22 protein-coding genes and 1 pseudogene are annotated in these 25,796 nt (G+C 65.3%); 11 read left to right on the top strand and 12 right to left on the bottom strand.

Annotation, left to right across the window (positions count from 1 at the left end; translation table 11 throughout):
- Positions 1-40 precede the first annotated feature (40 nt).
- Both ACV22Z_RS22260 and ACV22Z_RS22265 read right to left on the bottom strand, forming a co-directional pair.
- The gene (locus tag ACV22Z_RS22260) at positions 41-1,033 is read right to left on the bottom strand and encodes an ABC transporter substrate-binding protein (protein WP_448078429.1); all 993 of its coding nucleotides are present in this window, start codon (positions 1,031-1,033) and stop codon (positions 41-43) included.
- Between the two features lie 53 nt (positions 1,034-1,086).
- Positions 1,087-2,421 carry an MFS transporter gene (locus tag ACV22Z_RS22265; protein WP_448078430.1) on the bottom strand — a complete coding sequence of 445 codons (1,335 nt, stop codon included), beginning with the start codon at positions 2,419-2,421 and terminating at the stop codon, positions 1,087-1,089.
- Positions 2,422-2,658: 237 nt separating this feature from the next.
- On the opposite strand from ACV22Z_RS22265, the gene ACV22Z_RS22270 reads away from it, so the two are divergent.
- Positions 2,659-3,627 carry a PDR/VanB family oxidoreductase gene (locus ACV22Z_RS22270; RefSeq protein ID WP_448078431.1) on the top strand — a complete coding sequence of 323 codons (969 nt, stop codon included), beginning with the start codon at positions 2,659-2,661 and terminating at the stop codon, positions 3,625-3,627.
- A 78-nt stretch (positions 3,628-3,705) separates the two neighbouring features.
- Here the strand turns inward: ACV22Z_RS22270 and ACV22Z_RS22275 are convergent, their stop codons facing one another.
- The 5 genes from ACV22Z_RS22275 to ACV22Z_RS22295 form a co-directional block, all read right to left on the bottom strand.
- Complete coding sequence (locus ACV22Z_RS22275) at positions 3,706-4,200, bottom strand: bacteriohemerythrin (RefSeq protein WP_448078432.1); 495 nt, start codon at positions 4,198-4,200, stop codon at positions 3,706-3,708.
- A gap of 197 nt (positions 4,201-4,397) precedes the next feature.
- Positions 4,398-6,479, bottom strand: a complete 2,082-nt coding sequence (locus tag ACV22Z_RS22280; RefSeq protein ID WP_448078433.1) for a tripartite tricarboxylate transporter permease — start codon at positions 6,477-6,479, stop codon at positions 4,398-4,400.
- A 234-nt stretch (positions 6,480-6,713) separates the two neighbouring features.
- A complete protein-coding gene (locus ACV22Z_RS22285) occupies positions 6,714-7,421 on the bottom strand; it encodes a class II aldolase/adducin family protein (RefSeq protein ID WP_448078434.1) in 708 nt (235 codons plus the stop codon).
- A gap of 71 nt (positions 7,422-7,492) precedes the next feature.
- Complete coding sequence (locus tag ACV22Z_RS22290) at positions 7,493-8,569, bottom strand: Bug family tripartite tricarboxylate transporter substrate binding protein (RefSeq protein ID WP_448078435.1); 1,077 nt, start codon at positions 8,567-8,569, stop codon at positions 7,493-7,495.
- Positions 8,570-8,693: 124 nt separating this feature from the next.
- On the bottom strand, positions 8,694-9,968 hold the full coding sequence (locus ACV22Z_RS22295) for a Rieske 2Fe-2S domain-containing protein (RefSeq protein ID WP_448078436.1): 1,275 nt from the start codon (positions 9,966-9,968) through the stop codon (positions 8,694-8,696).
- A gap of 347 nt (positions 9,969-10,315) precedes the next feature.
- Here ACV22Z_RS22295 and ACV22Z_RS22300 point away from each other — a divergent pair, with 347 nt between their 5' ends.
- Together ACV22Z_RS22300 and ACV22Z_RS22305 are read left to right on the top strand one after the other, a co-directional pair.
- The gene (locus ACV22Z_RS22300) at positions 10,316-11,578 is read left to right on the top strand and encodes a Gfo/Idh/MocA family oxidoreductase (protein ID WP_448078437.1); all 1,263 of its coding nucleotides are present in this window, start codon (positions 10,316-10,318) and stop codon (positions 11,576-11,578) included.
- Between the two features lie 6 nt (positions 11,579-11,584).
- On the top strand, positions 11,585-12,601 hold the full coding sequence (locus ACV22Z_RS22305; RefSeq protein ID WP_448078438.1) for a PDR/VanB family oxidoreductase: 1,017 nt from the start codon (positions 11,585-11,587) through the stop codon (positions 12,599-12,601).
- 299 nt (positions 12,602-12,900) lie between these two features.
- On the opposite strand, the gene ACV22Z_RS22310 is transcribed toward ACV22Z_RS22305, so the two are convergent.
- Positions 12,901-14,088: a porin gene (locus tag ACV22Z_RS22310; protein ID WP_448078439.1), complete on the bottom strand. Its 1,188-nt coding sequence runs from the start codon at positions 14,086-14,088 to the stop codon at positions 12,901-12,903.
- Positions 14,089-14,610: 522 nt separating this feature from the next.
- Between ACV22Z_RS22310 and ACV22Z_RS22315 the strand changes: the two genes are divergently transcribed.
- The 5 genes from ACV22Z_RS22315 to ACV22Z_RS22335 all read left to right on the top strand — a co-directional run bounded on the left by ACV22Z_RS22315 (position 14,611) and on the right by ACV22Z_RS22335 (position 18,263).
- Positions 14,611-15,096 carry a MarR family winged helix-turn-helix transcriptional regulator gene (locus ACV22Z_RS22315; protein WP_448078499.1) on the top strand — a complete coding sequence of 162 codons (486 nt, stop codon included), beginning with the start codon at positions 14,611-14,613 and terminating at the stop codon, positions 15,094-15,096.
- A gap of 17 nt (positions 15,097-15,113) precedes the next feature.
- Positions 15,114-16,475: an MFS transporter gene (locus ACV22Z_RS22320; protein ID WP_448078440.1), complete on the top strand. Its 1,362-nt coding sequence runs from the start codon at positions 15,114-15,116 to the stop codon at positions 16,473-16,475.
- A 488-nt stretch (positions 16,476-16,963) separates the two neighbouring features.
- Complete coding sequence (locus ACV22Z_RS22325) at positions 16,964-17,224, top strand: hypothetical protein (protein WP_448078441.1); 261 nt, start codon at positions 16,964-16,966, stop codon at positions 17,222-17,224.
- A gap of 297 nt (positions 17,225-17,521) precedes the next feature.
- The gene (locus ACV22Z_RS22330) at positions 17,522-17,767 is read left to right on the top strand and encodes a hypothetical protein (RefSeq protein WP_448078442.1); all 246 of its coding nucleotides are present in this window, start codon (positions 17,522-17,524) and stop codon (positions 17,765-17,767) included.
- 235 nt (positions 17,768-18,002) lie between these two features.
- The gene (locus ACV22Z_RS22335) at positions 18,003-18,263 is read left to right on the top strand and encodes a hypothetical protein (RefSeq protein WP_448078443.1); all 261 of its coding nucleotides are present in this window, start codon (positions 18,003-18,005) and stop codon (positions 18,261-18,263) included.
- A gap of 153 nt (positions 18,264-18,416) precedes the next feature.
- Here the strand turns inward: ACV22Z_RS22335 and ACV22Z_RS22340 are convergent, their stop codons facing one another.
- From ACV22Z_RS22340 to ACV22Z_RS22350, 3 genes are all read right to left on the bottom strand, one after another.
- A complete protein-coding gene (locus ACV22Z_RS22340; protein ID WP_448078444.1) occupies positions 18,417-19,385 on the bottom strand; it encodes an NAD(P)/FAD-dependent oxidoreductase in 969 nt (322 codons plus the stop codon).
- Positions 19,386-19,409: 24 nt separating this feature from the next.
- Positions 19,410-21,758 (bottom strand): hypothetical protein, encoded by a 2,349-nt coding sequence (locus tag ACV22Z_RS22345; RefSeq protein ID WP_448078445.1) that lies wholly within the window; start codon positions 21,756-21,758, stop codon positions 19,410-19,412.
- A gap of 257 nt (positions 21,759-22,015) precedes the next feature.
- Positions 22,016-22,225, bottom strand: coding sequence for a hypothetical protein (locus ACV22Z_RS22350; protein ID WP_448078446.1), 210 nt, complete (start codon positions 22,223-22,225; stop codon positions 22,016-22,018).
- Here ACV22Z_RS22350 and ACV22Z_RS22355 point away from each other — a divergent pair.
- Positions 22,224-24,425, top strand: a complete 2,202-nt coding sequence (locus ACV22Z_RS22355; protein WP_448078447.1) for a molybdopterin cofactor-binding domain-containing protein — start codon at positions 22,224-22,226, stop codon at positions 24,423-24,425. The genes ACV22Z_RS22350 and ACV22Z_RS22355 overlap by 2 nt on opposite strands.
- Positions 24,353-24,853: a (2Fe-2S)-binding protein gene (locus tag ACV22Z_RS22360; protein ID WP_448078448.1), complete on the top strand. Its 501-nt coding sequence runs from the start codon at positions 24,353-24,355 to the stop codon at positions 24,851-24,853. The genes ACV22Z_RS22355 and ACV22Z_RS22360 overlap by 73 nt, the downstream gene beginning before the upstream one ends.
- 52 nt (positions 24,854-24,905) lie before the next feature.
- Here the strand turns inward: ACV22Z_RS22360 and ACV22Z_RS22365 are convergent, their stop codons facing one another.
- The gene (locus ACV22Z_RS22365) at positions 24,906-25,202 is read right to left on the bottom strand and encodes a hypothetical protein (protein ID WP_448078449.1); all 297 of its coding nucleotides are present in this window, start codon (positions 25,200-25,202) and stop codon (positions 24,906-24,908) included.
- Positions 25,203-25,371: 169 nt separating this feature from the next.
- Here ACV22Z_RS22365 and ACV22Z_RS22370 point away from each other — a divergent pair.
- Positions 25,372-25,617: pseudogene (locus tag ACV22Z_RS22370) on the top strand (hypothetical protein); the annotation flags it as partial.
- Between the last annotated feature and the right edge of the window lie 179 nt (positions 25,618-25,796).

The following is a 25,796-nucleotide window of genomic DNA, read 5'->3' on the forward strand; positions in this document are numbered from 1 at the left end:
CACGGAACACGCGGCGGCCCCCGGGCAGGCGCGGCGCCCGTCAGATCTTGAAACTTTCCAGACTCGCCGGGTGAAACAGTTCGGCAGGCTGAACGCGGCGGCTCGACAGCCCTTCCGCGTGGTGCTGCGCGAGGAATCGGTCGATCACCGTCTCGTTCTCCGCGAAGCCGTACGACCAGAAATCGTTGCCCATCAGACGCCATGCGTTGCGCAACTGGTCCTCGATGAACGGCAGCGTCACCTTGGTCGCCGACGTGTCGCTCAGGCGTGCGAGCGCGATCTCCTTCGACTTCTCGAAGGCCTTGACGATCGCGCCGGGGAGCCACGGATGCTGCTCCGCGAGCGTCTTGCGGATACCGAGCGTATGCATGATCGGGAACAGCTTGCGGCGCGCGTACCATTGCGCCGCGGCCTTTTGCGGATCGTCGAACAGGTACTTCACCTGCGGATGGCCGCGGTCGAAACACGAAGGGGCGCGCGGTCCGATCACGCCGTCGATCTCGCCGTCGGCCAGCAGGTTCGAAATCGTCCGGCCTTCCGGCGCGTTTTCAAGCACGACGCCTTCGGGCAGCTTGAGCGCGATTTTTTCCACGCGCGTCGGATCTTCGTAGCCGCCGCGGATCCAGCGGATGTCCGACGCCTTCACGCCGTACTCTTCCTCGAGGAACATCCGGACCCACACGTTCGCCGTGAGCTGATACTCGGGCACGCCGATGCGCTTGCCCTTCAGATCCTCGGGCCGGTCGATGCCGCGATCGGCGCGCACGTAAATCGAGCTGTGGCGGAACGCGCGCGACGGGAAGACGGGCACGGCGATATACGGCGACGTGCCGGCCGCCGTCTTCACCGAATAGCTGCTGAGCGAAAGCTCGCAAATGTCGTAGTCGGCGTGGCGGAAGGCACGGAAGAAGATCTCCTCCGGATCCTGCAGCATGAACACGGGATCCACGCCGTCGATCTGGACATCCCCGTCGATCAACGGGCGCATCCGGTCGTAGTTGCCGACGGCGATGGAGAGTTGAAGCTTGCTCATTCCTGTTCCCTTTTCACAATGAAAATGCTTGATGTCGCGGGCAGCGTCGGTCGTTACCGTTGCTGCCGCTCGCGCGGCACGCCGGCAAACACCGCGATGCCGCCGACGAACGTGAACAACGCAACCAGCAGGATGCCCGCCGAGAAGCTGCCGCTCACGGTCTTGACCCAGCCGAGGACGATAGGCGCGAAGAAGGCGCCCACCTGACCGAGGCTGCTGATCACGCCGATACCGCCGGCAGCGGCCGCGCCTTTGAGGTAGGTCGGCGGGATGGTCCAGATGATCGCGGCTGCCGCGAAATAACTGATCGACACGAGGCTCAGGCAGCCGATCGCGGCCGGCCAGTTCCGCGCGACCAGCGTGAGAAGCACGGCGCCTGCCGCGCCCGCCGTCGTCACGGCGACGAAGTGCCAGCGACGCTCGAGACGCAGGTCGGAACTGCGCGCGATGAAGAGCATCGCAATCGCGCCGACGATATAGGGCAGCGCCGACATCAACCCGATCTGCAACAGGTTGGACACACCGGCCTGCTTGATGAGCACCGGCGTCCAGTAGTTCAGGATGGTTCCGCAAATCGGCACCGTGGCCCAGCCTGCCGCGATCACGTACACGCGCGGGTCGCGCAGCGCGGCGAGCAGCGTGCCCGGTGCGCCGTGCGGCTTGTTGCGGTTGTCCTCGTCCAGCGCGCCGATAACGAGGCGCTTTTGCTCGTCGGTCAGCCACCCGGCATCCTGCGGCCGGTCGATCAGATAGAAGTACGCAACGATACCGGCAATCACGGCAGGCAGGCCTTCGAGGAAGAACAGCCACTGCCAGTTGCGAAAGCCCCAGACGCCCATGAAGTTCTGCAGGATCAGGCCGGACAGCGGGCCGCCGATGATCCCCGCGGCCGCAATCGCGAGCAGGAACCGCGACGTGATGCGGGCACGGCGTTTCGCCGGATACCAATACGACAAATAGAGAATGATGCCGGGCCAGAACCCCGCTTCCGCCGCGCCGAGCAGCGTCCGGGCGAGGTAGAACTGCCACGGGGCCGTCATGAACGCCATGGCGGTCGAGATGCCGCCCCACAACAGCATGATCCGCGTGACGGTCTTGCGCGCGCCGATGCGTCGAAGCAGCAGCGTGCTCGGCACTTCGAGCAGGATGTAGCCGATGAAGAACAGGCTCACGCCGAGCCCGTACGCCGCGTCGCTCAAACCGAGATCGTGCTTCAACTGAAGCTGCGCGAAGCTGACGTTGACGCGATCGAGATAGTTGAGGACCCAACAAAAGAACAGGAAGCTCATCAACCTCAGCGTGATCTTCCGGTAAGTCGCCTCCTCGACCGCCGAATCGGCGACGGCGGTCAGGGATGCGTCCCCGGGATGCAACGTTGAATGTGCCATGTCTGACTCTCTCCGAATTTCACTCTTGATATCGGCTGGACCAGGCGTCCCCTCACCGCTTAATTAGATGTCTAATTTCAGATTAAGGCGGCTTTATGCCGCTGGCAAGCACGGGTTTATACCGAGAGCAAGATCCCGAAGCGTCGTTCTTCTTGACTTGCATCATTAGATCTCTAGGAATAAGATGCGGTCCATGTTGACGCAACACAAGACCGGATCGGTCAGAAGGAGACAGACATGACGACACCCCAGGAAGACGGTTTTCTTCGTCTGAAGATTGCGAGCAAGGAGAAGATCGCGCGCGACATCTGGCGCTTTGAACTGACCGACCCGCAACGCGCGCCGTTGCCGTCGTTCGAGGCGGGCGCGAACCTGACCGTCGTGGTGCCCAACGGTGCGCGCCGCAGTTATTCGCTGTGCAACGACTCGCAGGAGCGCGATCGTTACGTCATCGCGGTGAAGCGCGACAGCCAGGGACGCGGCGGCTCGATCAGCTTCGTCGACGACACGGCCGAGGGCGACGTCGTGGATGTGTCGCTGCCCCGTAACGAGTTTCCGCTCGACGACCGCGCAACGTCATTCATTCTCGTCGCGGGCGGGATCGGCATCACGCCGATGCTGTCGATGGCGCGGCAACTGCGAGCCGAAGGCCTGCGCTCGTTCAAGCTCTATTACCTCGCCCGCGATCCGGAAGGCACGGCGTTCCTCGACGAACTCGGCAGCGACGACTGGCGTTCTGATGTGAAGATTCACCACGATCACGGCGACCCGTCGAAGGCCTTCGATTTCTGGCCGGTGTTCGAGCGGCCGAAGTCGGCCGCGCACGTGTACTGCTGCGGCCCGCAGGCGCTGATGGACATGGTGCGCGACATGACCGGCCACTGGCCGTCGGGCACGGTTCACTTCGAGAGCTTCGGCGCGAGCCATGCGAACGCGCACGAAAATACGCCGTTTGCCGTGCGACTTGCGCGCAGCGGGACATCGTTCGACGTGCCCGCGAACCGATCGATCCTCGACGTGCTGCGCGACGCGAACGTACGCGTGCCGAGTTCGTGCGAAAGCGGCACCTGCGGTTCGTGCAGAACCGGGCTGTGCTCGGGTGACGCGGATCATCGGGATCTCGTGCTGCGCGACGACGAGAAGGCATCGCAGATCATGGTCTGCGTGTCGCGCGCGAAATCGGCGGAGCTGGTGCTCGATCTTTGAGTTTCGGGAAGCAGCAAGCACGCGTCGGGCATCGCTCGACGCGCGCCGGCGGGTACGCGCGCCAGCGTGCAATCGAAATCAGATCGTCCGTCTGAACACGACGGGCTTCCCACCCATCGTCTGTTTCGTCATCCATGCGGCGAGCGCCGAGTCCAGGTAGTCCGCGTGCCCCGGAAACCACTCGAACAGGTGCAGGCCGAGATCGCGGGCCAGCGCGGCCCCCGCCCGCCCCGCGTCGATCGCAGCCTTGACTTCGGCCACCGATTTCAACACGGCCGCATGCTCGTCGATGTGACAGTCGCGCGGCGGAAAGTTGGTCGTGCGCATCCACTCGTCTTCCTGTTCGAAATGGCTGATCGCATGCTTTTCGAACAGGTCCAGCGCGGCCGCCGCCGTTGCGTCATTGCAGGTCACGAGCCGCAGCGCAACCTCGTAGAACTCCTTATGGACGTCGTCCATCGGCGTGAAACCCAGCAGCCGCGCGTCGGACCACGCAAGGCTGCTGTCGCTGGCCAGCACCGGAGCATTGGCGTCTCTAGTCTGTGGCGTTCGCGGGGAAGTCTGATCCGTCATGTCAATTGCTCCTGCTGTGTCGGTGCGCTGCGCTGTCGGGCACAACGCACAAAGCCCCGGCATCGGGCCGGGGCCGCGTTTTAGGGCTGCGCCGTTCGATCACCGCGGTGTCGCGAACGGCGCAGCCAGGAAAGGATATCAAGGAGAGCCTCTTTCGGTCGAGGCGTCGCAACAAAACAACCGGCGCCGCGATCACATCAGAGCACCCCGCCTGTCGCCGCGCGCAACGACGGCATCAGGTTGCCGAGCAGCGACGGCGACCAGGTGATCGCGAAGATGCGATCGAAAATCACCCAAAGCGCGGCGGTCGTCGCTACCGACAGCAGCACGGATGTCCGCCAGCGCTCGCCGAACTCGAAGCGCGCGAGCAGCAGCATGAAGACCAGCAGCGCGGGCAACAGGCCGATGCAGAGCGCGAGGGCCAGCGCACCGGCAATCCATCCGAAGAAACGCAGCCCGCGATTGCGTACGACATTCGCCGGCATCGGCGCCGCATGTTGCGGCAGTGCGTGCACGTGACCGATGGCGCCGGCAGCGCCGTTTGCCGTTTCGACGGAACCGTCCGCTGCAGCATTGCCGTCGACGGTCACGATCTGGCGCAGGAAGATCAGCATGCAGAACAGCAAGGCCGCGGTGGCCGCCGTCATCGGCATCAGCTTCGCGCCGAAGTTCCAGTCGCGCGCCGACCAGATCGCGACGGCCGGAATCATCACCATCACGAACGCGAACAGCGTCTGGTGATCGAAGCGGCGCACGACCCACCGGCCTTTCGGCTGCCGCGCGGCAGTCGCCGTGCCGCCGTCCTTTACGCGCCGGATCCAGCGGCGCACGAGCGGCCCGACCACGATCCACAGCGCGGCCAGCAGCACGAGCAACACGAGCGGACGCGCAAAGAAGTTCGCGCCGTAGACCTCGGTCGAAATGAAGTAGTAGCGCTCGCACATGCTGCCGAGCACCATGCCTAGAATCAGCGGCGGACGCGGCCAGCCGAGGCGCTTCATGATCCAGCCGAACGCGCCGGACAGCACGAGCGAGCACAGGTCGCCCCAGCTCATGCTCGCGTTGAACGCGCCGAGAAAGATGATCGCGACGATCAGCGGCAGCAGCACGCCCACGCGCACGGTCGCGAGCCGCGCGAACAGGCCGCTGCCCGACAGGCAGATGACCGCGCCCATCACGTGCGCGATCGTCAGCGTCCAGATGATCGCGTAGGTGACGTCGAGATGCCGGGTCAGCATTTCCGGGCCGGGCGTGAAGCCGTGCATCATGAACGCGCTCAGCAGCAGCGCCATGGACGCGCCGGCCGGCATGCCGAATGCAATGGTCGGAATCAGGTGGCCGCCTTCCTTCGCGTTGTTCGAGCTTTCCGCCGCGATCACGCCGCGAATGTCGCCCTGGCCGAACGTTTCGGGATTCTTTTCCGTGCGCAGCGCGTGCGCGTACGCCATCCAGTCGATCACGGCGGAACCGATCCCGGGCACCGCACCGAGCAGCGCGCCGAGCCCGCTGCAGCGCACGATCAGCCACCAGTTGCGCATCGCATCGCGAATGCCGTCCCACTGACTGCCCGTGACGACGCCCGCGTCGGTCTCGCGCGCGATGCTCGCGCGCTCGATCGCCATGTCGGCCAGCTCCGGAATCGCGAAGATACCCAGCGCGACCGGCACGAGCGGCAGATGGTCCCACAGGTAGAACGAACCGAACGTCCAGCGCAGCGTGCCCGTCTGCGGGTCGGAGCCGACGAGCGACAGCATCAGCCCGAACGATGCAACCGCCAGGCCCTTGAGCGGCGCGTTGCCGCTCAGCACCGCAATCATCGAAAGACCGAAGATGCAGAAGGCCAGCAGTTCCGCCGACCCGACATGCATGACGACCGTGCGCAACAGCGGCAACAGCACCGCGAGCAACAGCGCGCCAAAAATGCCGCCGGACAGCGACGCCATATAGCCGGAGCCGAACGCGCGCGCGGCCTGCCCCTTGCGCGCGAGCTGATGGCCGTCTATCACGGTCGCGGCCGCGCCGACCGTCCCCGGCACGCCGAACAGCACGGCCGGAATCAGATCCGACACCGTGGTGACCGCGGCCATGCCGAGCAGCAGCGCGAACGCGGTATAGCCGTCGAGGTGATACGTAAACGGAATCAGCAGCGCCAGGCCGACGATCCCGCCAAGCCCCGGCACCACGCCGAGCGCGAGACCGATCAGCACGCCGCCGAGCATCGTCAGCAGCCGCATCGGGTCCATGACGATGAGGAACGCATGGAGGGCGGCGCCTAACATGATCGCTGCCCCGGTTGAATGTGGATGCCGCGCGCCGCGGGCGGCGCGCGTCGCGAATCAAGATGGACGGCCATCTCATTGTCTCCGTTTTTCGTACGGCATCGCGGCGCCGGGCCCGCCAGAAAGGCGCGATCCGGATCCGCCGCCCGCCATTTCGTTCTGTATCGGGTGCTGCAGCGTTGGGGGTGCGCGGCCGGGCCGGCATCATGCCGGCCCGGCGCTGTCGGTCGGCACTCAACCGCGGGCGCTGGCCCGATGCACCTTGCGGCGCAGGTAGTCGAAGTTGATCGTGAACTGCTCCGGGCGCGTGACCTGATCGTGCAGGCGCTGCACGTCGTCGGGCGCGAACACGTCGCCCTCGCCGCCGGCCGCCTCCGTCAGCAGCTGAATCTGGCACGCGTTGTCGAGCAGCAGCGCCAGCGTCACCGCCTCCTCGATCGTGCGCCCGGCGATCGCCACGCCATGGTTACGCATCAGCACGGCTTTCGATTGCCCGAGCGCCTGCGCGACCCCGCGACCCATATCCTCGGTGCGGATCAGGTTCATCGTGTCGGTGTAGTACGGCACGCCGTCCGCGAAATGCACGCTCGGCTGGCTGATCATCTTCAGCGGCCGGCCCGTGGCGGACAGTGCAACGGCATACGTGGGATGCGTGTGAATCACGCTCGTCACGTCCGGCCGGGCCTTGTAGATCTCCGAGTGGATGAAGACTTCGCTATGACGCCGCCCGGCGCCGCCGACCTTCTCGCCGTCCAGATTGCAGACGACGATATTCTCCGGCGTGATTTCGTCGAAACCGTAGCTATGCGGCTTCATCAGGAAATGCGACGGATCGCCGGGCACGCGAACCGACACGTGACCGCGCGTGAAATCGGCCTGCCCCTCCGCCTCGAGGATGCGCCCGGCGTCGATGAGTTTCTGCTTTGCTTCGTCAACGTTCATGAATAGTCCCTTGTGCAATTGAACGACGGGGCGCCCCCCGTCCGAAGTCCGCGTCGGATCCGATGCGCGCGCTAGAAACGTCCGCCTACCGCCGCCTTGGCTTTCGCGATCTGGTCCGGCGGCGTCTTGTACAGGTCGTCGAGCACTTCGCTGATGCGCTCCGGCGGAACGGGGCGCACCTCGATGCCGAGACGCTTCGCCTCCGCGAGAAACGCCGGGTCCTTCATCGTGTCCGCGAACGCCTTGCGCAACGCGTTGGCGCGATCCGCCGGCACCCCCGGCGGCGCCGCGAACGGGCGTGCGAACGCCTGGCTTGCGGCGATCACCTTCAGAACCTCGCGCGTCCCGGCATCGGGCGCCAGATCGAGCAACAGCGGCACGTTGGGAAGATCGGGGTGTTTTTCGAGCGCCATCTGCACGATCAGGTTGACCTTGTGATCGCGCAGCCAGTCCGGATGCCGCATCTGCAGCGTGCTCCACGACGTGCCGCATTCGCCGTCGATTTCGCCGCGCTCCATCGCGAGTGCGGTTTCGTTGCTGCCCGGATAACCGGTCACCAGTTGCAGCTTCGCGTGAAAGAGGTTCTTGATCGCCGACGCCATCACGTCCGGGTCGGAGCCGGCACCCTGGCCGCCGAAGCGCGACGGCTTCGTCAGCAGGTCCTGGAATGTCCTGATCTTCGAGTCCTTCCAGGTCACGCACAGCGCGACGTCGCTGTCCATGCTGCCCAGCCAGACCAGCTTGCGCGCATCGAAATTCGCTTCGCCGAGCAGCGGCTGCTCCGGCATCGTCCGGCCGAACGTGCCGATCGTCGAACCGTCCTTCGGCGCCACGTCGTACAGATAGTTCGCTGACTTGAGGCTGCCCGCGCCCGGCATGTTCTGCGGCGTCACGGTCGGCTTGCCGGGCAGATGATCGCCAAGATGCTTGCCGAGCAGTCGCGCGTACATGTCGTAGCCGCCGCCGACCGAATAACCGATCGTCATGTTCACGACGCGGCCGGCGTAGAAATCCTGCGTGCTTTCTGCGTGCGCGGTGCCGGCGAAGCAGGCCGCGGCCGCCACCGCCGCCGCAGACGCCAGCCGGCGCCCGCAGCGATAGCCACCGCCCGCGGCGCGGGCCGCGTTCCGTTGCGTTTGATCCTTCATCGGTCGTCTCCATCCAGTGTCGGGTGCATGTGCGGCGCATGCCGGCGACCCGCCGCCCCGCCGCCCCGCCGGCAGGGGCGATCCTGCGCCGGCGCGGCCGGGCACCGCCGCCCGCACGCGGCGCTTATTCGAAAGCCTGCGCGATGTCCTTTTCGTTCTGTCCTTCGAACACCCGCACGAGGTCCTGCGCAATCGGGGAGTAGCGCGCATGCGTGCGCAGCATGAAGCTGGCGAAGCCGTCGCTGTTGTGATGCTTCTTCCGCTCGTTCGGCAGCACGATGCACGCGTTGCGCGCGGGATCGCGCACGATCCCCATCGGGTCCTGCCCTTCTTCCACCTTGCGGATTTCCCGACGCAGGATCTTCCGGTACATCGCAATGCCCTGATCGGTCGAACCGAGGTTCTCGCGCGTACGGTCCGCGATCGTGCCCTGCGTGATCCAGGCCATGATGTCCTGGCCGTCGACGTTGTCGACGATGAACTCGCCGCTTTCGTCCTTGTACGGCACGTCGTACACGTACACCTTGTCGTACAGCCGGGCCGGCACGTCGGCCGTCTTCGGCGGCAGATACGCGTTGTACCAGAGGTGCAGCGTGTGTTCGTCGTCGACCGGCACGCGAATCTGGAACGAGTAGTAGCGCGTCGCGTCGTCGCCGTTGCCCACCGCCAGCATGTTCGGGAACACGATCGGATGGCCGATTCGCCAGTCGTCCGAATCCTCCGAATGCCCTTCGAGCAGGCGATGCTTGGTCATCCCGTACTCGAATTCCTTGAAGTCGATCTTCTCGTGGTGCGTGCTGATCGCGACCTTGACGCCTTCCTGCTCTTTCAGGAATTCGTAATGGTGGCCGTGCAGCCACTCGGTATGAATCGGGTCGAGCGAGTTCTCCATGATCTGCAGCCAGTTGATCGGCAGCAACGCGCGACCCATCATGCGGATCGCGCCCTTCGCGACGAAACCGTCGAATCGCGGCAGTTGCGGACGCGGCTCCGGGCCCATGTATGCGAACAGCAGCCCGCCGAGTTCCTCGACCGGGTACGCATCCGTGCCCACCTTTTCCCGGAACGCGGGGTTGTCCGGCTCGTTGGGCTGGCTCAGGCATGTGCCCATGCCGTCGAATTCCCAGCCGTGGTATGGGCAGCGAATCCCGTCGTGCGTCGGGATGCCGTGCAGAAACGACGCGCGACGGTGCGGGCACTGCTCGCCGATCAGGCCGAGCTGGCCCTGGCGGTTACGGAACAGCACGAGGTCTTCACCGAGAAGACGCACGCGCTTCGTCCAGCGGCCATCCATTTCCGCCGCCGCGCCAATCGGCTGCCAGTAGCGGCGCAGCAGATTGCCCATCGGCGTCCCGCGCCCCACGCGCGTCAGCGTTTCGTTCTGTTCTGCAGTCAACATACAGGTTCCCTCAACGTGCTTGCGATGAAATCGGTCGTCATGCCGGCGGCCTCCGCGCGTCGGACACGACCCTCCGGTGCGTTCCCGAACAATACTAAACTTAGCCACCTAAGTAACAATAATGGAAAACACCTATCTTCGGGGCCGACGGTTCGCTGCGATTTATACGCGTTATTCACCGCGATCATTGCGAAATAACGGCAGATGTGAAATTCGCTAGATATCGGTCCATTGACACAATAAACTTAGTCATCTAAGTTTACTCGCGTGATGTTCGACCGGTCGTTGCGCGTCGACGCATGCGCGAACGCGACCGGACGCATGCCCTTATCTGGAGAACGCCGCTCATGAATGCAGCATCAAACGCAGCCGCCGGCGCAAGCCGTCTGCGCCTCGGCATGGTCGGATTCGGCACGGCAGCCCGTGCGTTCCTGCCGGCCCTCGCTCACCAATCGGGATTCGAGCTGGCGGCCATCGCGGATCCGGTCGCGGCGATCCGCGCGGAAGCCGCCGTCGAACTCGGCGTCGCGACCTACGACCGGATCGAAGCGCTGCTCGCGCACCCGGGCCTCGATGCCGTCTACGTCGGCTCGCCCACGCAGTTGCATCGCGAACATGTGGAGCTGGCGTGCCGTGCCGGCAAGCATGTGCTGGTGGAAAAACCGATGGCGGCCAGCCTGGCCGACGCGCTGTCGATGAACGCGGCCGCGGCGGACGCCGGTGTCGTGCTGCTGGTCGGTCATTCGCACAGCTACGACGAACCGATCCACGCGATGCACGCGCTGATCGAAGGCGGCACGCTCGGTCGCGTGCGCATGGTGAACACCTGGTGTTACACCGACTGGATCTATCGCCCCCGGCGCCCCGACGAACTCGACGACCGCGAGGGCGGCGGCGTGACGATCCGCCAGGGCGCGCACCAGTTCGACATCATCCGGCTGCTCTGCGGCGGCGAAGCCCGCACGGTGCGCGCGAAAACCTTCGACTGGGATCCGCAACGCCGCGCGACCGGCGCACATGTCGTGTTCATCGAATTCGGCAACGGTGCGGCGGCAACGGCCATCTATAACGGCTACGGCCGCTTTTCCAGCAGCGAGCTGCATGGCGGCATCGGCGAATGGGGGTTCGAGACGGTCGCGCCACGCGGCGACCGTGTGCGCGTGGCCGCCACGCCGGAAGACGAATTGCTCGCCAAGCGGGCACGCGCAAAACACGCGATTCCGGGCCGCGCGCCGCACCAGCCTCACTTCGGCCTCACGCTCGTCAGTTGCGAACGCGGCGACATTCGCCAGTCGCCGGACGGGCTGCTCGTCTACACGGACGCGGGCGTGTCCTCGCTCGCGCTGCCCACCGATACGTCGCCGCGCGAACGCGTGATGGCGGAATTTCACGGTGCGATCACCGGGCGCGTCCCTGCACTGCACGACGGTCAGTGGGCGATGGCCAACCTCGAGATCTGTGTCGCGGCGCTGCAATCGTCACACGAAGGCCGCGACATCGCGCTGACACATCAGTGCGCGCCGCGCGCGCGGCAGTCCGCACGGCAGTCTGTTTACCCGACCTCGGAATCACCGATCCCACCCCACGGAGCGCCGGTTCGCCCGGCCTGAACGACCATGACGACCACGATCCTCCAGGAAGCCGGCGAACGCCGCGCGAACGCCATCGAAACGCCCGCACCGGGCAAGCTGCTGCTCGACGTGACCGACAAGGTCGCGCTGGCCGACGGCATTTTCCTGTTCGAATTCCGCTCGCCCGACGGCCGGCCGCTGCCGCCGTTCGCGGCCGGCGCGCACGTGCTGATCGAAACGCCGGCCGGCATCGCACGGCGCTACTCGCTGTGCAACGCCCCGTCCGAACGAGACCGCTACGCGGTGGCCGTCAAGCTCGACCCGGCGAGCCGGGGCGGCTCGGCCAGCATGATCCGCGACGTGAATATCGGCATGCGCATTCCGGTGTCGGCGCCCGAGAACTATTTCGCACTCGCGGACGAGGCCTCCGATTACCTGCTGATCGCCGGCGGCATCGGCATCACGCCGTTGCGCGCGATGATGGCCGAACTCGACGTGCGCCACGCGCGCTACCGGCTCGTGTACTGCACGCGTTCGCCCGAGACGTCCGCGTTTCTCGACGAGCTTGCCGCGTTGCCGGCCGACCGCGTGCTCATTCACCACGACCACGGCAATCCCGGGCAGTCGCTCGATTTCGCCGCGCTGCTCGCGACGCGCAATGGCAATACGCATCTGTATTGCTGCGGACCTCGCCCGCTGATGCAGGCCGTGCGTGACGGGGCCGCCGGCTGGCCGTCGGCAGCGGTCCATTTCGAAGACTTCGGCACGAGCAGCTCGCCCGCCGGCGACAGCGCACGCGCAACGGGCTTCGTCGTCAGGCTGCAGCGCAGCGGCCGCTGCGTGAATGTCGCGCCCGGACAAAGCATCCTCGACGCGCTGCGGGCCGCCGGCATCGATACGCCGAGCTCCTGCGAGGCCGGAACCTGCGGCGCCTGCCGAACAGCGCTGTGCGACGGCGTGGCCGACCATCGCGACTTCGTCCTCGACGATGACGAACACGACAGCGCGATCATGATCTGCGTTTCGCGCGCGCAATCGGACGAACTGGTACTCGACCTCTGAACCTGTTCGACGATCCGCATGCGGCGGCCGCACTGTTGGACCGCCGCACGTCACCATCCCCGATCATGCATACGCCCGGCATTCGGAGCGCGCTCGCCGAGCGGCACCCGTGGCTGCTGGCGTCGGTCCTGCAACAGCGCGACGAAGATGGCCTGTCCTGCCGGTTGCTGCACGCACGCGAACCGCTTCATCCGTCGAGCCTGCACAGCGCCCGGATCCAGCCGCCGCGCCGTGCCTGCCCAGCAAAAACGCCGGGAAATCCCGGCGTTTTCGTTGCTGGACGCGGCGCTGACGGCTGGTCAGAAGCGCTTCTGGAGCCCGACTCGGACATACGCCTGATGGTTCGTCGACGACGGCGTGATGTTGTAGATCGACGCCACCGCCGCATGCCCGGTCGAGTCGGTCCCGCTGGCCTTCTGATACACGCCGAGCACATAGAGCAACGTGGTCTTCGACAGCGCATAGGACGCGCCGAGGCCGCCCTCGTTATACGTCGCGCCCGTATGTCCGCTTACGCCGGACGTCTTCGTGTACTGATACACCGCACCGAGCAGCACCGCCGGCGTGAGCTGCCACGAGAAGTTGAGTTCGCCCGTATTGAAGACAGCCGTTCCGCTGATGCCGCCCGCGGGAACCGGTCCGGCCGTGGAATCGCCGAGGCCGCGGAACCGGGTGTTCGAGTAGTTCGCGCCGATCGTCGCCGGCCCCATCTGGTATTGGGCACCCACGGCAATCGCCTGCAGCGAATGGGCGGACGCGAAGCCGGTCGTCACCGGCGAACCGGCAAAGTTGGCGCCCGGCACGCCGTTCGACGCGGCAGCCGGCGAACCCGTATCGCCCCAAAACGACACGTTCGGCTGACGCACGTTCAGATAGCCGACACCCGCGGAAAACGCGCCGCGCGCGTATCCCGCGCCGAGCGAATACACCTGATTGCGCGTGAAGTCGCCGGCCACGCCGCCCATTCCGTACACGCCGCCCACACGAAAGCCGTAGAAGTCCGGGCTCATGTACTTGATCGAGTTGTTGACGCGATTGGTGTGCGCCATCTGATCGACATCGCCCGGGTGGGCGAGCGGCGGACCGCCCCACGTATTCGCGACGGCAAACGGATTGACGAACTCGACGATCGCATCGTACTGGCGACCGAGCGTCACCGTGCCGTACGCGTGGCTGGAGAGTCCGACATACGCCTGGCGTCCGAACATCAGTCCGCCCTGCCCGAGTTTGCCGTTCGTGACGTCGAAGCCGTTTTCCAGCCGGAATACCGCCGACAGGCCGCCGCCCAGATCCTCCTTGCCCTGCAGCCCCCAGCGGCTGCCGTTCAGCATGCCTGACGTCATGTTGACAAGCGGCTTGCCGCCCGCGTTGCTTTGATAGTTCACACCGACATCGAGCAACCCGTACAGCGTCACGCTGCTTTGCGCAAAAGCCGAGCCGGCCATGCCCAACCCCGCGCTCAAGACGATCCATTTCCCTGCCTTCATCGTGTCTCCTCTGTCAAAAATGCGCTTCAAATGGGTAATACGTTCGATTTGCGGTGAGCCAGCCGATGCACGGAAGACGCCGGGCGACCACGCTGTTCCCGGCCGGTCAAAAGCGACGTCCGGCCAGATGCGCAAGACCCATGCGCGCGCGGTGCGCCCGTCGCACGCCGCTGCAACGCTTCGATGCCTCGCAACGCCTTCACGTCGGACCGCCTTGATATAGTTAGATACCTAAGTTAGAATCTAGACGCGGCAAAATTTGAAGTCAACGGGAATTTTTTAGGGGATTCTACGCAATTTCATGAATGCACGGCGAGGTCGTCCTTGACATGAATCAGCAATATTACTTAGTTGGCTAACTTCATGAGCCGAAGCCGATTCAGCCGCGATTCGGTCTGGGATAATGAACGTCATCCCAATCCTGGAAACGTAGGGGCACACGTGACGAAAGAAGAACCGGCCAAAGTCGAGACGGGCACGACGAAATCCACGCCTCGCAGGCAAACGGGCGCCGACGAGCGCATGGCGCATCTGGTCAAGGACGCGTACCGGGGGCTGTCGAAGGCATTGCAGACGCGCCTGAAAGTGCACGACGTGATGTACGGTCACTGGACGTTCCTGCGCATCCTCTGGCAAACCGACGGCATTACGCAGCGGCAATTGAGCGAGCAGGCCGGCGTCATGGAGCCCACCACCTTCTCGGCGTTGCAATCGATGGAAAAGCTCGGCTACGTGTCGCGCCAGAAAATGCCGGACAACCGCAAGCAGGTCCGCGTGTTCCTCACGCCGAAGGGCGCGGCGCTGCGCGCGGTGCTGGTGCCGGCCGCCGAGGAAGTCAACGACATCGCACTGGCCGGCATCCCGGCGAAGGACGTGGCGCTCGTGCGCAAAACGCTGCTCACCATTATCGACAACCTCGCGCGCGCCGAAGAGCGCGGACCGGACGGGACAGAAGACGGCGAAGAAGCCGCACCGGTCAAACGGGTCCGCAGAAGCGCGCGCGTCTAGCGCAACGGACAGCACACATGCAGCAGACCGCGACCCTGCAGAACGGATTGGCCGGCAGACGGCTCTACCTCGGCGTGCTCGCGCTGTCACTCGCGACGGCGCTCAGCGTGCTCGACGGCGCAGTCGCGAATGTCGCGCTGCCGACGATGGCCAATACGCTCCACACGAGCCCGTCGAACTCGGTGTGGATCATCAACGCGTACCAGCTGTCGCTCGCGATGGCGCTGCTGCCGCTGTCGTCGCTGGGTGACCGCGTCGGCTACCGGCGCATCTATCTGTGGGGTCTCGCGCTCTTCACGCTCGCGTCGCTGATGTGCGCGCTGTCGCATTCGCTCGACGAACTCGTCGCCGCGCGGGTCCTGCAAGGATTCGGCGCCGCCGGCATCGCGAGCGTGAACACCGCGCTCGTCAAAACACTCTACCCGGCGCGGCTGCTCGGCAGAGGCGTGAGCATCAATGCATCGGTCGTCGCGGTCGCGACCGCGGCCGGCCCGTCGATCGCGGCGGTCATCCTGTCGATCGCGACCTGGCCGTGGCTCTTCGCGGTCAACGTGCCGCTCGGGCTGACGGCGCTCTTCGTCAGCTTCTCCGCGCTGCCTCGCGTGCAATCGTCGACAGCGCCGTACGACTACGTGAGCGCGCTGCTCAACATGGCGACGCTCGGCCTGCTGGTGCTGGCCGTCGAACGCATGGGCCACGACGGGATCAGCGAGCCGATCGCGGTGCAATTGCTCGCCGCCGCGATCTGCGCCGTGCTGCTCGTGCGCCGCGAGCGACACCGGCCGACGCCGATGCTCCCCGTCGACCTGCTGCTGAAACCCGCGTTTCTTCTGGCCGTCCTCACGTCGATCTGCTCGTTCACCGCGCAGATGCTGGCATTCGTGTCGCTGCCGTTCCTGCTGCAGGACACGCTCGGCCACAGCACGATGGCCACCGGTGCGCTGATCACGCCCTGGCCGCTCGCCGTCGTCTGTGTCGCACCGCTGGCCGGCATGCTGTCCGATCGCTACGAGGCCGGCATGCTCGGCGGCATCGGGCTCGCGGCGCTTGCGCTGGGCCTGGCCTTGCTCGCGCTGCTGCCCGCGCATCCGACGCCGTTCGACATCGGGTGGCGGATGGCGGTGTGCGGCGTCGGCTTCGGGCTCTTCCAGACGCCCAATAACCGCGCCATCCTGGCCGCCGCCCCGCCGGGCCGTACCGGCAACGCGAGCGGGATGATCGGCACGGCGCGCCTGCTCGGGCAAACCCTCGGCGCGGTCCTGACCGCGCTTATCCTGATGGCCGTCCCGCGTCACGCCGGCTCGGTGGCATTGTTCGCCGGCACCGGCTTCGCCGCCGGTGCGGCGGCCTTCAGCCTGTCTCGCGTGATTTGGCGGTGAGGTCTGGCCGCGGCGTCGCGGCCGGCCGGCCGGATCGTATGTTCGCCGACACGATGACGTCGGGGGCGGTCGTTCAAGGTGAAGAGCCACGCACAGCGTGCGCGGTCGGACGTGCCCCGCGGCTTCTCCGAGGACGAATGGCTGCTGATCCGCACGCTCGCTGACGGCGTTGCGTGGTCGTACGGCTGGAGCGAAGCGGCCGCGCCGCGACCTTGTTCATTCCGCCGCCACGCGCCATTTCCTGTTGGGTGAAAGGAAACAGCTGCCACGGAAATTGTTTGGGAAAAACAGACATCGTGGTTCTTCAATCTTGCTCGGCGGGGCCAGGCGAAATGGCGTCGACCGGGCTACATTTCCTTTATTTTCATGATGTTAGGAAAAACCTCTGCGCGCATGAGTCGCGACTGGCACGTCCTATGCGTTTGTAGCTGCGAGCGCAACGAAAAGTGCTCTTTTTCCAAACCGCAGCAAACTCAAGGAGATTTATCATGTCCGCACTGATGATCAACGACCTGTCCCGTGCCCACGAACTCAGCCGCAAGGAAATGGCTTCCGTCAGCGGCGGTAGCGTGTTCCAGAACCTGGGAATCAACAATATCGCTACCGGCAGCGGATTCTCGTTCGCCAGCCCCAATACCATTACGGCCCCGGTTACGCAGGTCGATGCATCGACCCACCTGGATCTCACCAGCGTGACCAATTCGCTCAACAACCTCGGCGGCCTGGTGATTGCGAAGATGGGCGTGTAAGTTTCGCCATGCTTCGTCGCAGCGGCAGCAGTGTTCGATAGCGTTGTACCGAAGCGCTCCATCCCGCCGCGGGTTCGTCCCCGCGGCGTTCAAAGCCCGCCAGGCCGTGCGCCTTGGCGGGCTTCTTCGCATGTCTGAAAACGCAGCCGGCATGAACAGCGGGATTGGCCGGTGACCCGTCAGCAGCGCAGCCTGCCCCGACCAGCGGCGGGCCAGATCCCGAAGCGCTTTTAGCCCCCTCCCTTGCACGCGATTCCGCTCCACCTCGTCGAGGTTGATTGCGTCGCGATGCCAGTCATGGAATTGCGTGGTTGCGTCGATGCGTGGTCGGCCATCGGCGCGGCGTTCTCGAGCGTCCCGCCGTTCCGCAAGTACGTGGCGATTCCGGTTGCGCGAAGCATACGGTTCCCGATCTTTGCGTCAATTCTGGTTGCGGCCACCCGTCGGCGCGCCATCGCGCAGGCGTGCCCACACTCGCCGCTGCTGCACATGGATGTCCTCGACGCGCATCGCAAGCGCCACGCGTCATTTCATGTTGGGTGAGAGAAAACAGCTGCAAGGAAAATTGTTTGGGAGAACCAGACATCGTGGTTCTTCAATCTTGTTCGGCGAACCATGTGAAATGGCGGCAACCAGATTGAATCGTGTTTGTTTTCATGAGGTTGGGTGAGTCTCCAGCGCGCACATGCCGGAGCTGGCACGTCCCGTGCATTTGTAGCTGCGAGCGCAACGAAAAGTGCTCTTTTTCCAAACCGCAGCAAACTCAAGGAGATTCACCATGTCCGCACTGATGATCAACGACCTGTCCCGCGCCCAGGAACTCAGCCGCAAGGAAATGGCTTCCGTCAGCGGTGGTAGCGTGTTCCAGAACGCAGGCATCAACAACATCACTACCGGCAGCGGATTCTCGTTCGCCAGCCCCAATACCATTACGGCCCCGGTGACTCAGGTCGATGCATCGACCCACCAGGATCTCACCAGCGTGACCAACTCGATTACCAACCTTGGCGGCCAGGTTATTGCGAAGCTGGGCCTGTAAGTTTCGCCATGCTTCCTCGCAGTGCCAGCAGTGTTCGATAGTGTTGTACCGAAGTTCTCCAGCCCGCCGCGGGTTCGTCCTCGCGGCGTTTAAAGCCCGCCAGGCCACGTCTCTTGGCGGGCTTCTTTGCATGGTCCAAAACGAAGCCGGCATTCACGGCGCATGAACCGCTGAGCGGCAGTCCGATCGCCGAACCGGGTCGCGCCACCCGATATCGAGCCCCGCATGCGTGTAACTCTGTGCCAACACGGCTCTGTTGCGCTCGTAGCTATGTGTCACCCAGTCGCAGTACAGCGCGGCCAGCACGTTCGCCCGATCGGGATGACGCGAGACCTCGACGGCCATTGCGCCCGCGCGCAGGCCGGAAGCGATGGCAAAACGCAAACCGTCTCCTGTCGCGGGGTCGAGATAGCCCGCCGCATCGCCGCACACGATATAGCCAGGCCCCGCAGCCTGGCGCACGCACTGCCAGCGCCTGCACTCGCGCCACACTGGTCCGACGGGCGTCGTGTCCACTGGCCACGCGATATCGCCGTCGCGCAGCGTCGATAGCGACGTCCAGATCTGAAACGTGGACGTGGCTCTCATCCATAGCCAGCCACCACGCGCGATTTGCCAGTATGTGCCGATGCGCGCCCCGTGCGCACTCGCGTAACCGCGGCGCAGCCAGAACGGCGAAGAGTCGGTCGCCACATCGAGCCGAATCGCGCGACGCAGCCATCCGTTGATGCCGGTCGCATCGATCACGACGCTTGCGCCGACATCGCCGTCGCCGTGCGTGATGCCGACGACCGTTCCGCGTTCGACACGCGCGACAAGTCCGCCGGCGGGCGCGCGCGAATAGCGAACGCCGGCAGCCAGCGCTTCGGCACGCAAGCCGTCGTCGAGGCGGCTGCGTATGACCGCACGTCCCCGCTGCGCATCGGCCTGGCCATCGAGCCAGATATCCGGTTGCCGGGCCAGACTCGGCGCCAGTCGATCGAGCAGCACGAGCGCGGCGCCGGACACGCATTCCGGCGCGGCGCGCGAACGCCCGCGACCCAGCATCCGCACGTTGCCGCCCGCTCTCGCCGCAGCGATCGCTGCAGCACATCCGGCAGGCCCGTCGCCGACGACGAGCACGTCAAGCGCATTCATCGGCAACATTCAGTAAAGACCGAGCGCGTCAGGCCCCGGTGCGCAGCGCTGCACGTGTCCGACCACCCGCGCCTCGGTCGCATCGCACCGGATCGCCTGCCCGTAGCGCACGCGCAGTCGTCCCGGCGTGTGCTGCGCCGGCGCCGCATCGTCATCGGCAGGAAGAACAAAGAGAAAGCGATAGCGCCCCGCAATGCCCGCACCGTCCGCATCGCCGGCTTCGCGAAGCGCCCGTGCGGATACCAGCCACAGTTTCGTATGCGAAGGCGATTGCCCGTTGTCGCATGCAGCGACGGCATGGCGCAATGCACTGATCCGCCGAATCAGCTCGGCAGAATCGACATGCTCGAATGCGCCGTACAGCATCTCGCCGTGCAGCGCGTTGGCGACGTAGTCCGAGCGTTCGATGTCCGCGTAATCCACGTTGCCGTCGGGCGTCAGGTATGGGCCGTATTCGCCGTCCCATCCGCGCCGCGGATTCGACTCGTCGCCACGCGTGACCAGCGGATGACACGGATGCAAGCCGAGTTCATGGTCGAGCATGGGGATGGCGGTCGGCGCGTCGGTCCGATTGAAGGTTCTTGACGCATCCGGACTCACGGCGGGCCAGAAGCTGTTCGAGGCCGCGCACAGCTTGATATCTTCGGCGAACGGGCTGCCCAACCCGAAGGTCGCGAGGAAGATGCCCCGCCGGTTGCCCGCATAGGTGACGTCCCAGCCGGGCGCAAAGACCCCCGAGGACGCGTCCGACAGAAACGAGGTCATGCGCGGCGTATGCACTTCCCTGTCCCGCCGACGCGGTGCCCGTGCCGCGAGGCTGAACGCGACAGCGACCGTCCCGTCATTCGGCGAAAACGCCTGCGTGTTCCTGAACGGATCGATGTGCTCGGGATTGGCCGCGAGACGCTCGGCGCTCAGCGATATCGGCGAGCCGCTCCTGAACTGCGACTTCGGATCGATCTGCCGGTCCGTGAACCAGCGCTGCAGTTCCGCCTGGTCGGCGTACGGATAGAAATCCGGCGCGGCGACGACCGAATAGGCCGGGAACACAGCGTGTTCCGCCAACTCGGCGATATCGATCGTCACAACCCCTTCGGCGCAGTGATCCAGAAACAACTGCGCGCGGTAGCCGCCTTTGCCGACTTCGCCGAGAAAGTCCTGCCGGTCGACGGGATGGGCGCGCATATCCGTGTAGGTGCCGTCGTCATGCGCCTTGTGGCGGATGTTGATGAACTCCGGTGCGTTGCGGGGTTCGGGAAATCGAAGCCATCCGGGCGCGAAATGCGGAAAATATTGCTGCCGCACCTCATCGATGGCGGCCAGCACCAGCTTCCACAGGTTCGTGATGATTCTCATCGTCGTGAAGCGCCGGTTGGCGAGCGGTACCAGTCGCCATTGCGCAGGCACGCCAAAGCCGCGCACCCCGAAGTTCACAGGGGTCACGGGCTCGATCAAGGGCCGCGCGGCCGGTATCAGCAGCACGGCTGCGCCCGAGCGCTTCAGCGCGACTGCCGGGGCGTCCGGACCGGCAGGCGTTGCCGCGCCGGGGTCCTGACAGCAGACCGCATACGGCGCGTCGCCCAGATCGCCCGATGGCGACGGCCGCACGCCCCAACGCGCCTCGACGGCCCGCTTCAGCTTCTCGCCGACATGACGGTGGCCATATGTCAACGTCAACCGGCGTCCGGGCAGGCATTCATCGGGAAACAGTTTGCGCACGGGTTCGATGAAGGTTCGCCGATCGTCGCCCGATTGCCTGCCCTCGATCAGCGCGAGCGTGCCAGGACCGGTGACCCGGCGGACGAGGAACGCGCCATAGCGCGCCGGCATCGCGCGGACATGCTCGATCCCGTCCTGCACGTGCGGCACGAAGCTGCGGGTCTGCTCGTCATAGCATGCGTCGATGTCGCCATTGCGCGCAATGCCGAGTCGCGAGAACACGCGGTCCGCATGCTGCTGATGTCCGGTACGGCGTGCCGGCCGGTACTGGTAAGCCAGCACCGCGATGTCCAGCGTCTGCCAGTCGGGCGGCAACGGCGCCAGCGAATCGATGTAGTTCTCCAGCAAATCGATTGCTTCGAGACGCACGCCAGCATCCGGCGACGGGCACTCGGACAGTGCAAGCATGTGATAGACGAGACTGCGCGCGGGGTCGCCGGGCTCGATCGCCCGCTCGGTGTTCGGGCAGAGATCGTGAATGCGGGGATCGTCCCAGTCGATCGGCAGTGGCCGGCTCAGTCGCTTCGCCGTCTCCTCGGGCGTGCCCGAACCGGACAGGTCGAGACCATGACGCTTGAACGCGTCTCGCCACGAAGCCGGCAGACCAAGCAGCAACGCGTGAACCTCATCGACAAGCATCAACGACCTCCGGTGGGTGGTGCGTTCGAAGCGGGGAGCACGATGCGCTTTGCGTCCCGCAAGCCCGGCCTATCCATCCGGCCGCAGCAGGCCGCGTCTTCAGCATTTGTTTCAAACGAACATCACATTCAGGTTCTCAGTCGCCGATATCAGTGACTAATATAGGTGATTGCAGCAGCAATGAAATGTCGGATTGTGTTTGAAACATTGAATGCTCGAGGCACGTGACCTGATTCGTTTCAGGCGCCGTGACTCGATCAGCACATGTCGGCGAGCCACATCATGTCGAAGCGCAGAACCTTCCTGTTGGGCAGTGCCGGCGCGGCGGGCATGCTGGCGATCGGCTGGGCATGGTGGCGCCCCGACGGCCGGCTGGAAATACCCGCGCAGCTGGAGAAGTCGCACGTCGACGTGCCGCTGAACGGCTGGGTGATGATCAGTTCGACTAATGACGTGACGATCGTCATGAGCAAATCCGAAATGGGCCAGGGGGTCCATACCGGCGCGGCGATGTTGCTGGCGGAAGAGCTCGATGCAGACTGGTCCAAGGTCCGCATCGTCATGTCCCCGCTCGACACGATTTACAAGGACCGTGAAAACCTTGCCGACGGCCTTCCGTATCGTCCCGACGATGACGGCCTGCTCGCTCGCAGCATGGAGGCACTGGCGCGCGGCGGAGCGCGCTATGTGGGCACGATGGTGACGGGCGGATCGACGAGCACGGTCGATCTGTGGGGGCCCATGCGCGAGGCGGGCGCCACGGCCCGCGCGATGTTGTGCGGTGCTGCAGCGAAGCTTTGGAGCGTACCCGTCGCGGAATGCGAGACGAAAGCCGGCCTGGTGCTGCATCGCTCGGGACGCTCGGTGACGTATGGCGAACTCGTTCAGCTCGCGCAGGACGTGCCGCACCCAACGCATGTCGATCTCAAGGACCCGAAGGCATTCACGCTCGTCGGGAAACGCTTGGGTCGCATCGAGGCGCGCTCGAAGCTCGATGGCAGCGCGCATTTCGGCATCGATGCGCTTCCGGACAAGCTCCTGTATGCGAGCGTGACGATGTGTCCGACACTCGGCGGAAAGGCGCTGGAATTCGACAAATCCAGGGTTACCAGCGTGAAAGGCGTGACCGGCATCTTCACGGTCGAGCCATACAACGGCGGAACGGGAGGCGTTGCCGTCATTGCGGACAATCCGTTCATCGCCATGCGGACGTTGTGCCAGTTGTCGATCACGTGGGACCACGGGCCGGCTGCCGGCGTGAATACCGCGGATGTCCGCGCGGCGTTGATGCGCGCCCTCGACGGCGACGCGGGCCGCCACGTGTTCTACGCCGCCGGCGACGCCGATGCCGTGCTGAGCCATGCGCAGCCGTTCGTCGCGCAGTACGAAGTGCCCTATCTGGCTCACGGGCCGCTGGAACCCATGAATTGCACAGTACTGGTCGACGACAACTCGGCAACGATCTGGGTCGGCACGCAGATTCCCATGGTGGCACGCAAGGCAGTCGCGGCGCTGCTGGGTCTGGACGAAGACAAGGTGGTCGTGAATCAGCAATTGATCGGCGGGGCATTCGGCCGCCGGCTCGAGGTCGACTTCATCACGCAGGCGGCCGCCATCGCTCGCCATGCGAAGGGGCGGCCCGTGCAGACGATCTGGTCGCGCCCGCAGGACATGACGCACGACTTCTACCGCCCGGCCTGTGTGGCGAGATACAGCGGCGCGATCGATGCGAGCGGCAGGCTGGTCGCCTGGAAAGGCATATCGGCGAGCCAGTCGATCAGCGCGCAGGCGATGCCGCGTACCTTCGGCATGCCGAGCATCGCCGCGAAGCTGTTGACCGACGCCACCACGGCGGAGGGCGCATTCGACCAGCCGTATGAATGCGAGAACATTCTCGTCCAGCACAATACGGTGGCGCTCCCGGTTCCCGTTGGCTACTGGCGCTCCGTCGGGCACTCGCATCAGGCGTTCTTCGTCGAGAGCTTCATCGACGAGATGGCCGTGCTGGCACGGAAAGACCCGATCCAGTTTCGTCTCGACATGCTGAAGCAGCCGGCACACCAGCGCCATGTGGCCGTGTTGCGGGCGCTCGTCGCGCTGTCCGGCTGGCGTTCGCCGCTGGCATGGCGTGACAAGACCGGCGCGCGGCGCGCGCGCGGCATGGCGATGCACGCATCGTTCGGCAGCGTGGTCGCGCAAGTCGCCGAAGTCCGGCAGGAAGGTGACGGCTTTCGCGTGACGCGCGTGGTCTGCGTGATCGACTGCGGGCTGGCCGTGAATCCGAACCTCGTCGAGCAGCAGATGGAAAGCGGGATCATCTTCGGGTTGTCGGCCGCGCTGGAGCAGGCGATCACGATCGACAAGGGACAAGTCGCGCAGCGTTATTTCGACGGCTACCCGCTGGTCAACATGGAAACGTGTCCCGAGATCGTCACGCAAGTCATGGCAGGCGGGACCGAGCCGCACGGCGTCGGCGAAGCGGGCACGCCGCCGATTGCAGCGGCCGTGGCGAATGCGCTGTATGCGCTCACGGGTGTGCGCCATCGCACACTGCCGCTCGTCAAGCCGCCGCCCCCTCAGCAAGGAGACGACCGATGGTGTCAGTCCGTATCAACGGGGAAACCGCTCGCCTCGATAGCGAGCCCGACACCCCGCTGCTCTGGGTGATTCGGTGCGAACGGAAGCTGACCGGCACGAAGTTCGGCTGCGGCGTCGGGATCTGCGGTGCGTGCACCGTGCTGCTGAACGATCAGGCCGTGCCGGCCTGCCAGCTCCCGGTCGGTACGCTGGACGGCGCGCGCATCACGACCGTCGAAGGGCTGGACAGCGTTGAAGCGCGGGCACTGAAGGACGCGTGGATCGCCGTCGACGTCGTGCAATGCGGTTATTGCCAGAGCGCACAGCTCGTCGCCGCCACTGCCCTGCTCATGCGGCACCCCCGCCCCGACGACAAGCAGATCAACGAGGCCATGAAGAACATCGCATGCCGGTGCGGCACGTTTCCCCGCATCCGCAAGGCCATTCACAAGGCGGCGGAATCGCTAGGGTCTGTATCCATATGGAACGCGCATGCGAATGCCCGAAATCGCTCGTAGGGCAAGGCCTGATGGAAGACGTTGGGAATGACGTGGGGCATACGCGGGTTCCTCATGTCGTCGCATGCGCCGCGTCGGCCGACGCAGCAAAGCGGCCGATCGCGAACGGCTCGATCGGCGTGCTCGTCGCGCCCGGACACAGCACCAGCGCGTCGTACGGGCGCCGCACCGACGCGCCGTCGTGTGCCGTATCAAGCGCGCCGCCGGACACGTTCCACGCGAGCGTCTCCGGTTCGTAATCGAGCGACGTGCGCAGCCGCCCGACGATCCGGTCGCGCTGCTGCCGCTGACGCCCGACACGCGCGGCCTGCTCGACCCGCAGCAGAAAATGCCGAAGCGCCCCGCGCAAACGCCGCATCCGTGTGTTTCGGGCCGCCATTTGACGACGCGCCTGCATTTCTCGTCCGTTACGATGATCAGACCGCTGTCACCCGACGAGAGTCCCGCACCGCCATGACCGCATCCGCCCTGATCGACGCCGACCGTCAACACCTGATCCACCCCGTCGTGAACTACCGCGCGCCGCCGGCCCGCTCGGCGCGCTCGAACTCGTGGCCGACAAGGCGCACAAGACGCGCTTCAATCCGGCACTGAACCTGCCGGACCGGATCGCGGCCGCCGCGTACCGCAACGGCGTCGTGTTCCGCGCGTTCGGCGACGGCATCCTCGGTTTCGCGCCGGCGCTGAGCTTCACGGCCGGCGACTTCGACCGCTTCGTTGCGGAGATCCGCAACGTCGACAAGACGACACATCTTTCTCGTTGAACAAAACGCGCTGTGAGTTGGGAAAGTTGCGACCTCGCGCTTGTGGCTCAGGTTTTCAGATCGGCCCCAGGCGTCGGTGTCCGCAAGACGAACTTCGCGGTCACAGAGCTGCTGACGCGGCAGTCCCCAAAACATTCATGTCCCTCGCGAGCGGCTGTACGCCCCTTGCCAAGAAGTGT

This window comes from Burkholderia sp. PU8-34, assembly GCF_053427725.1.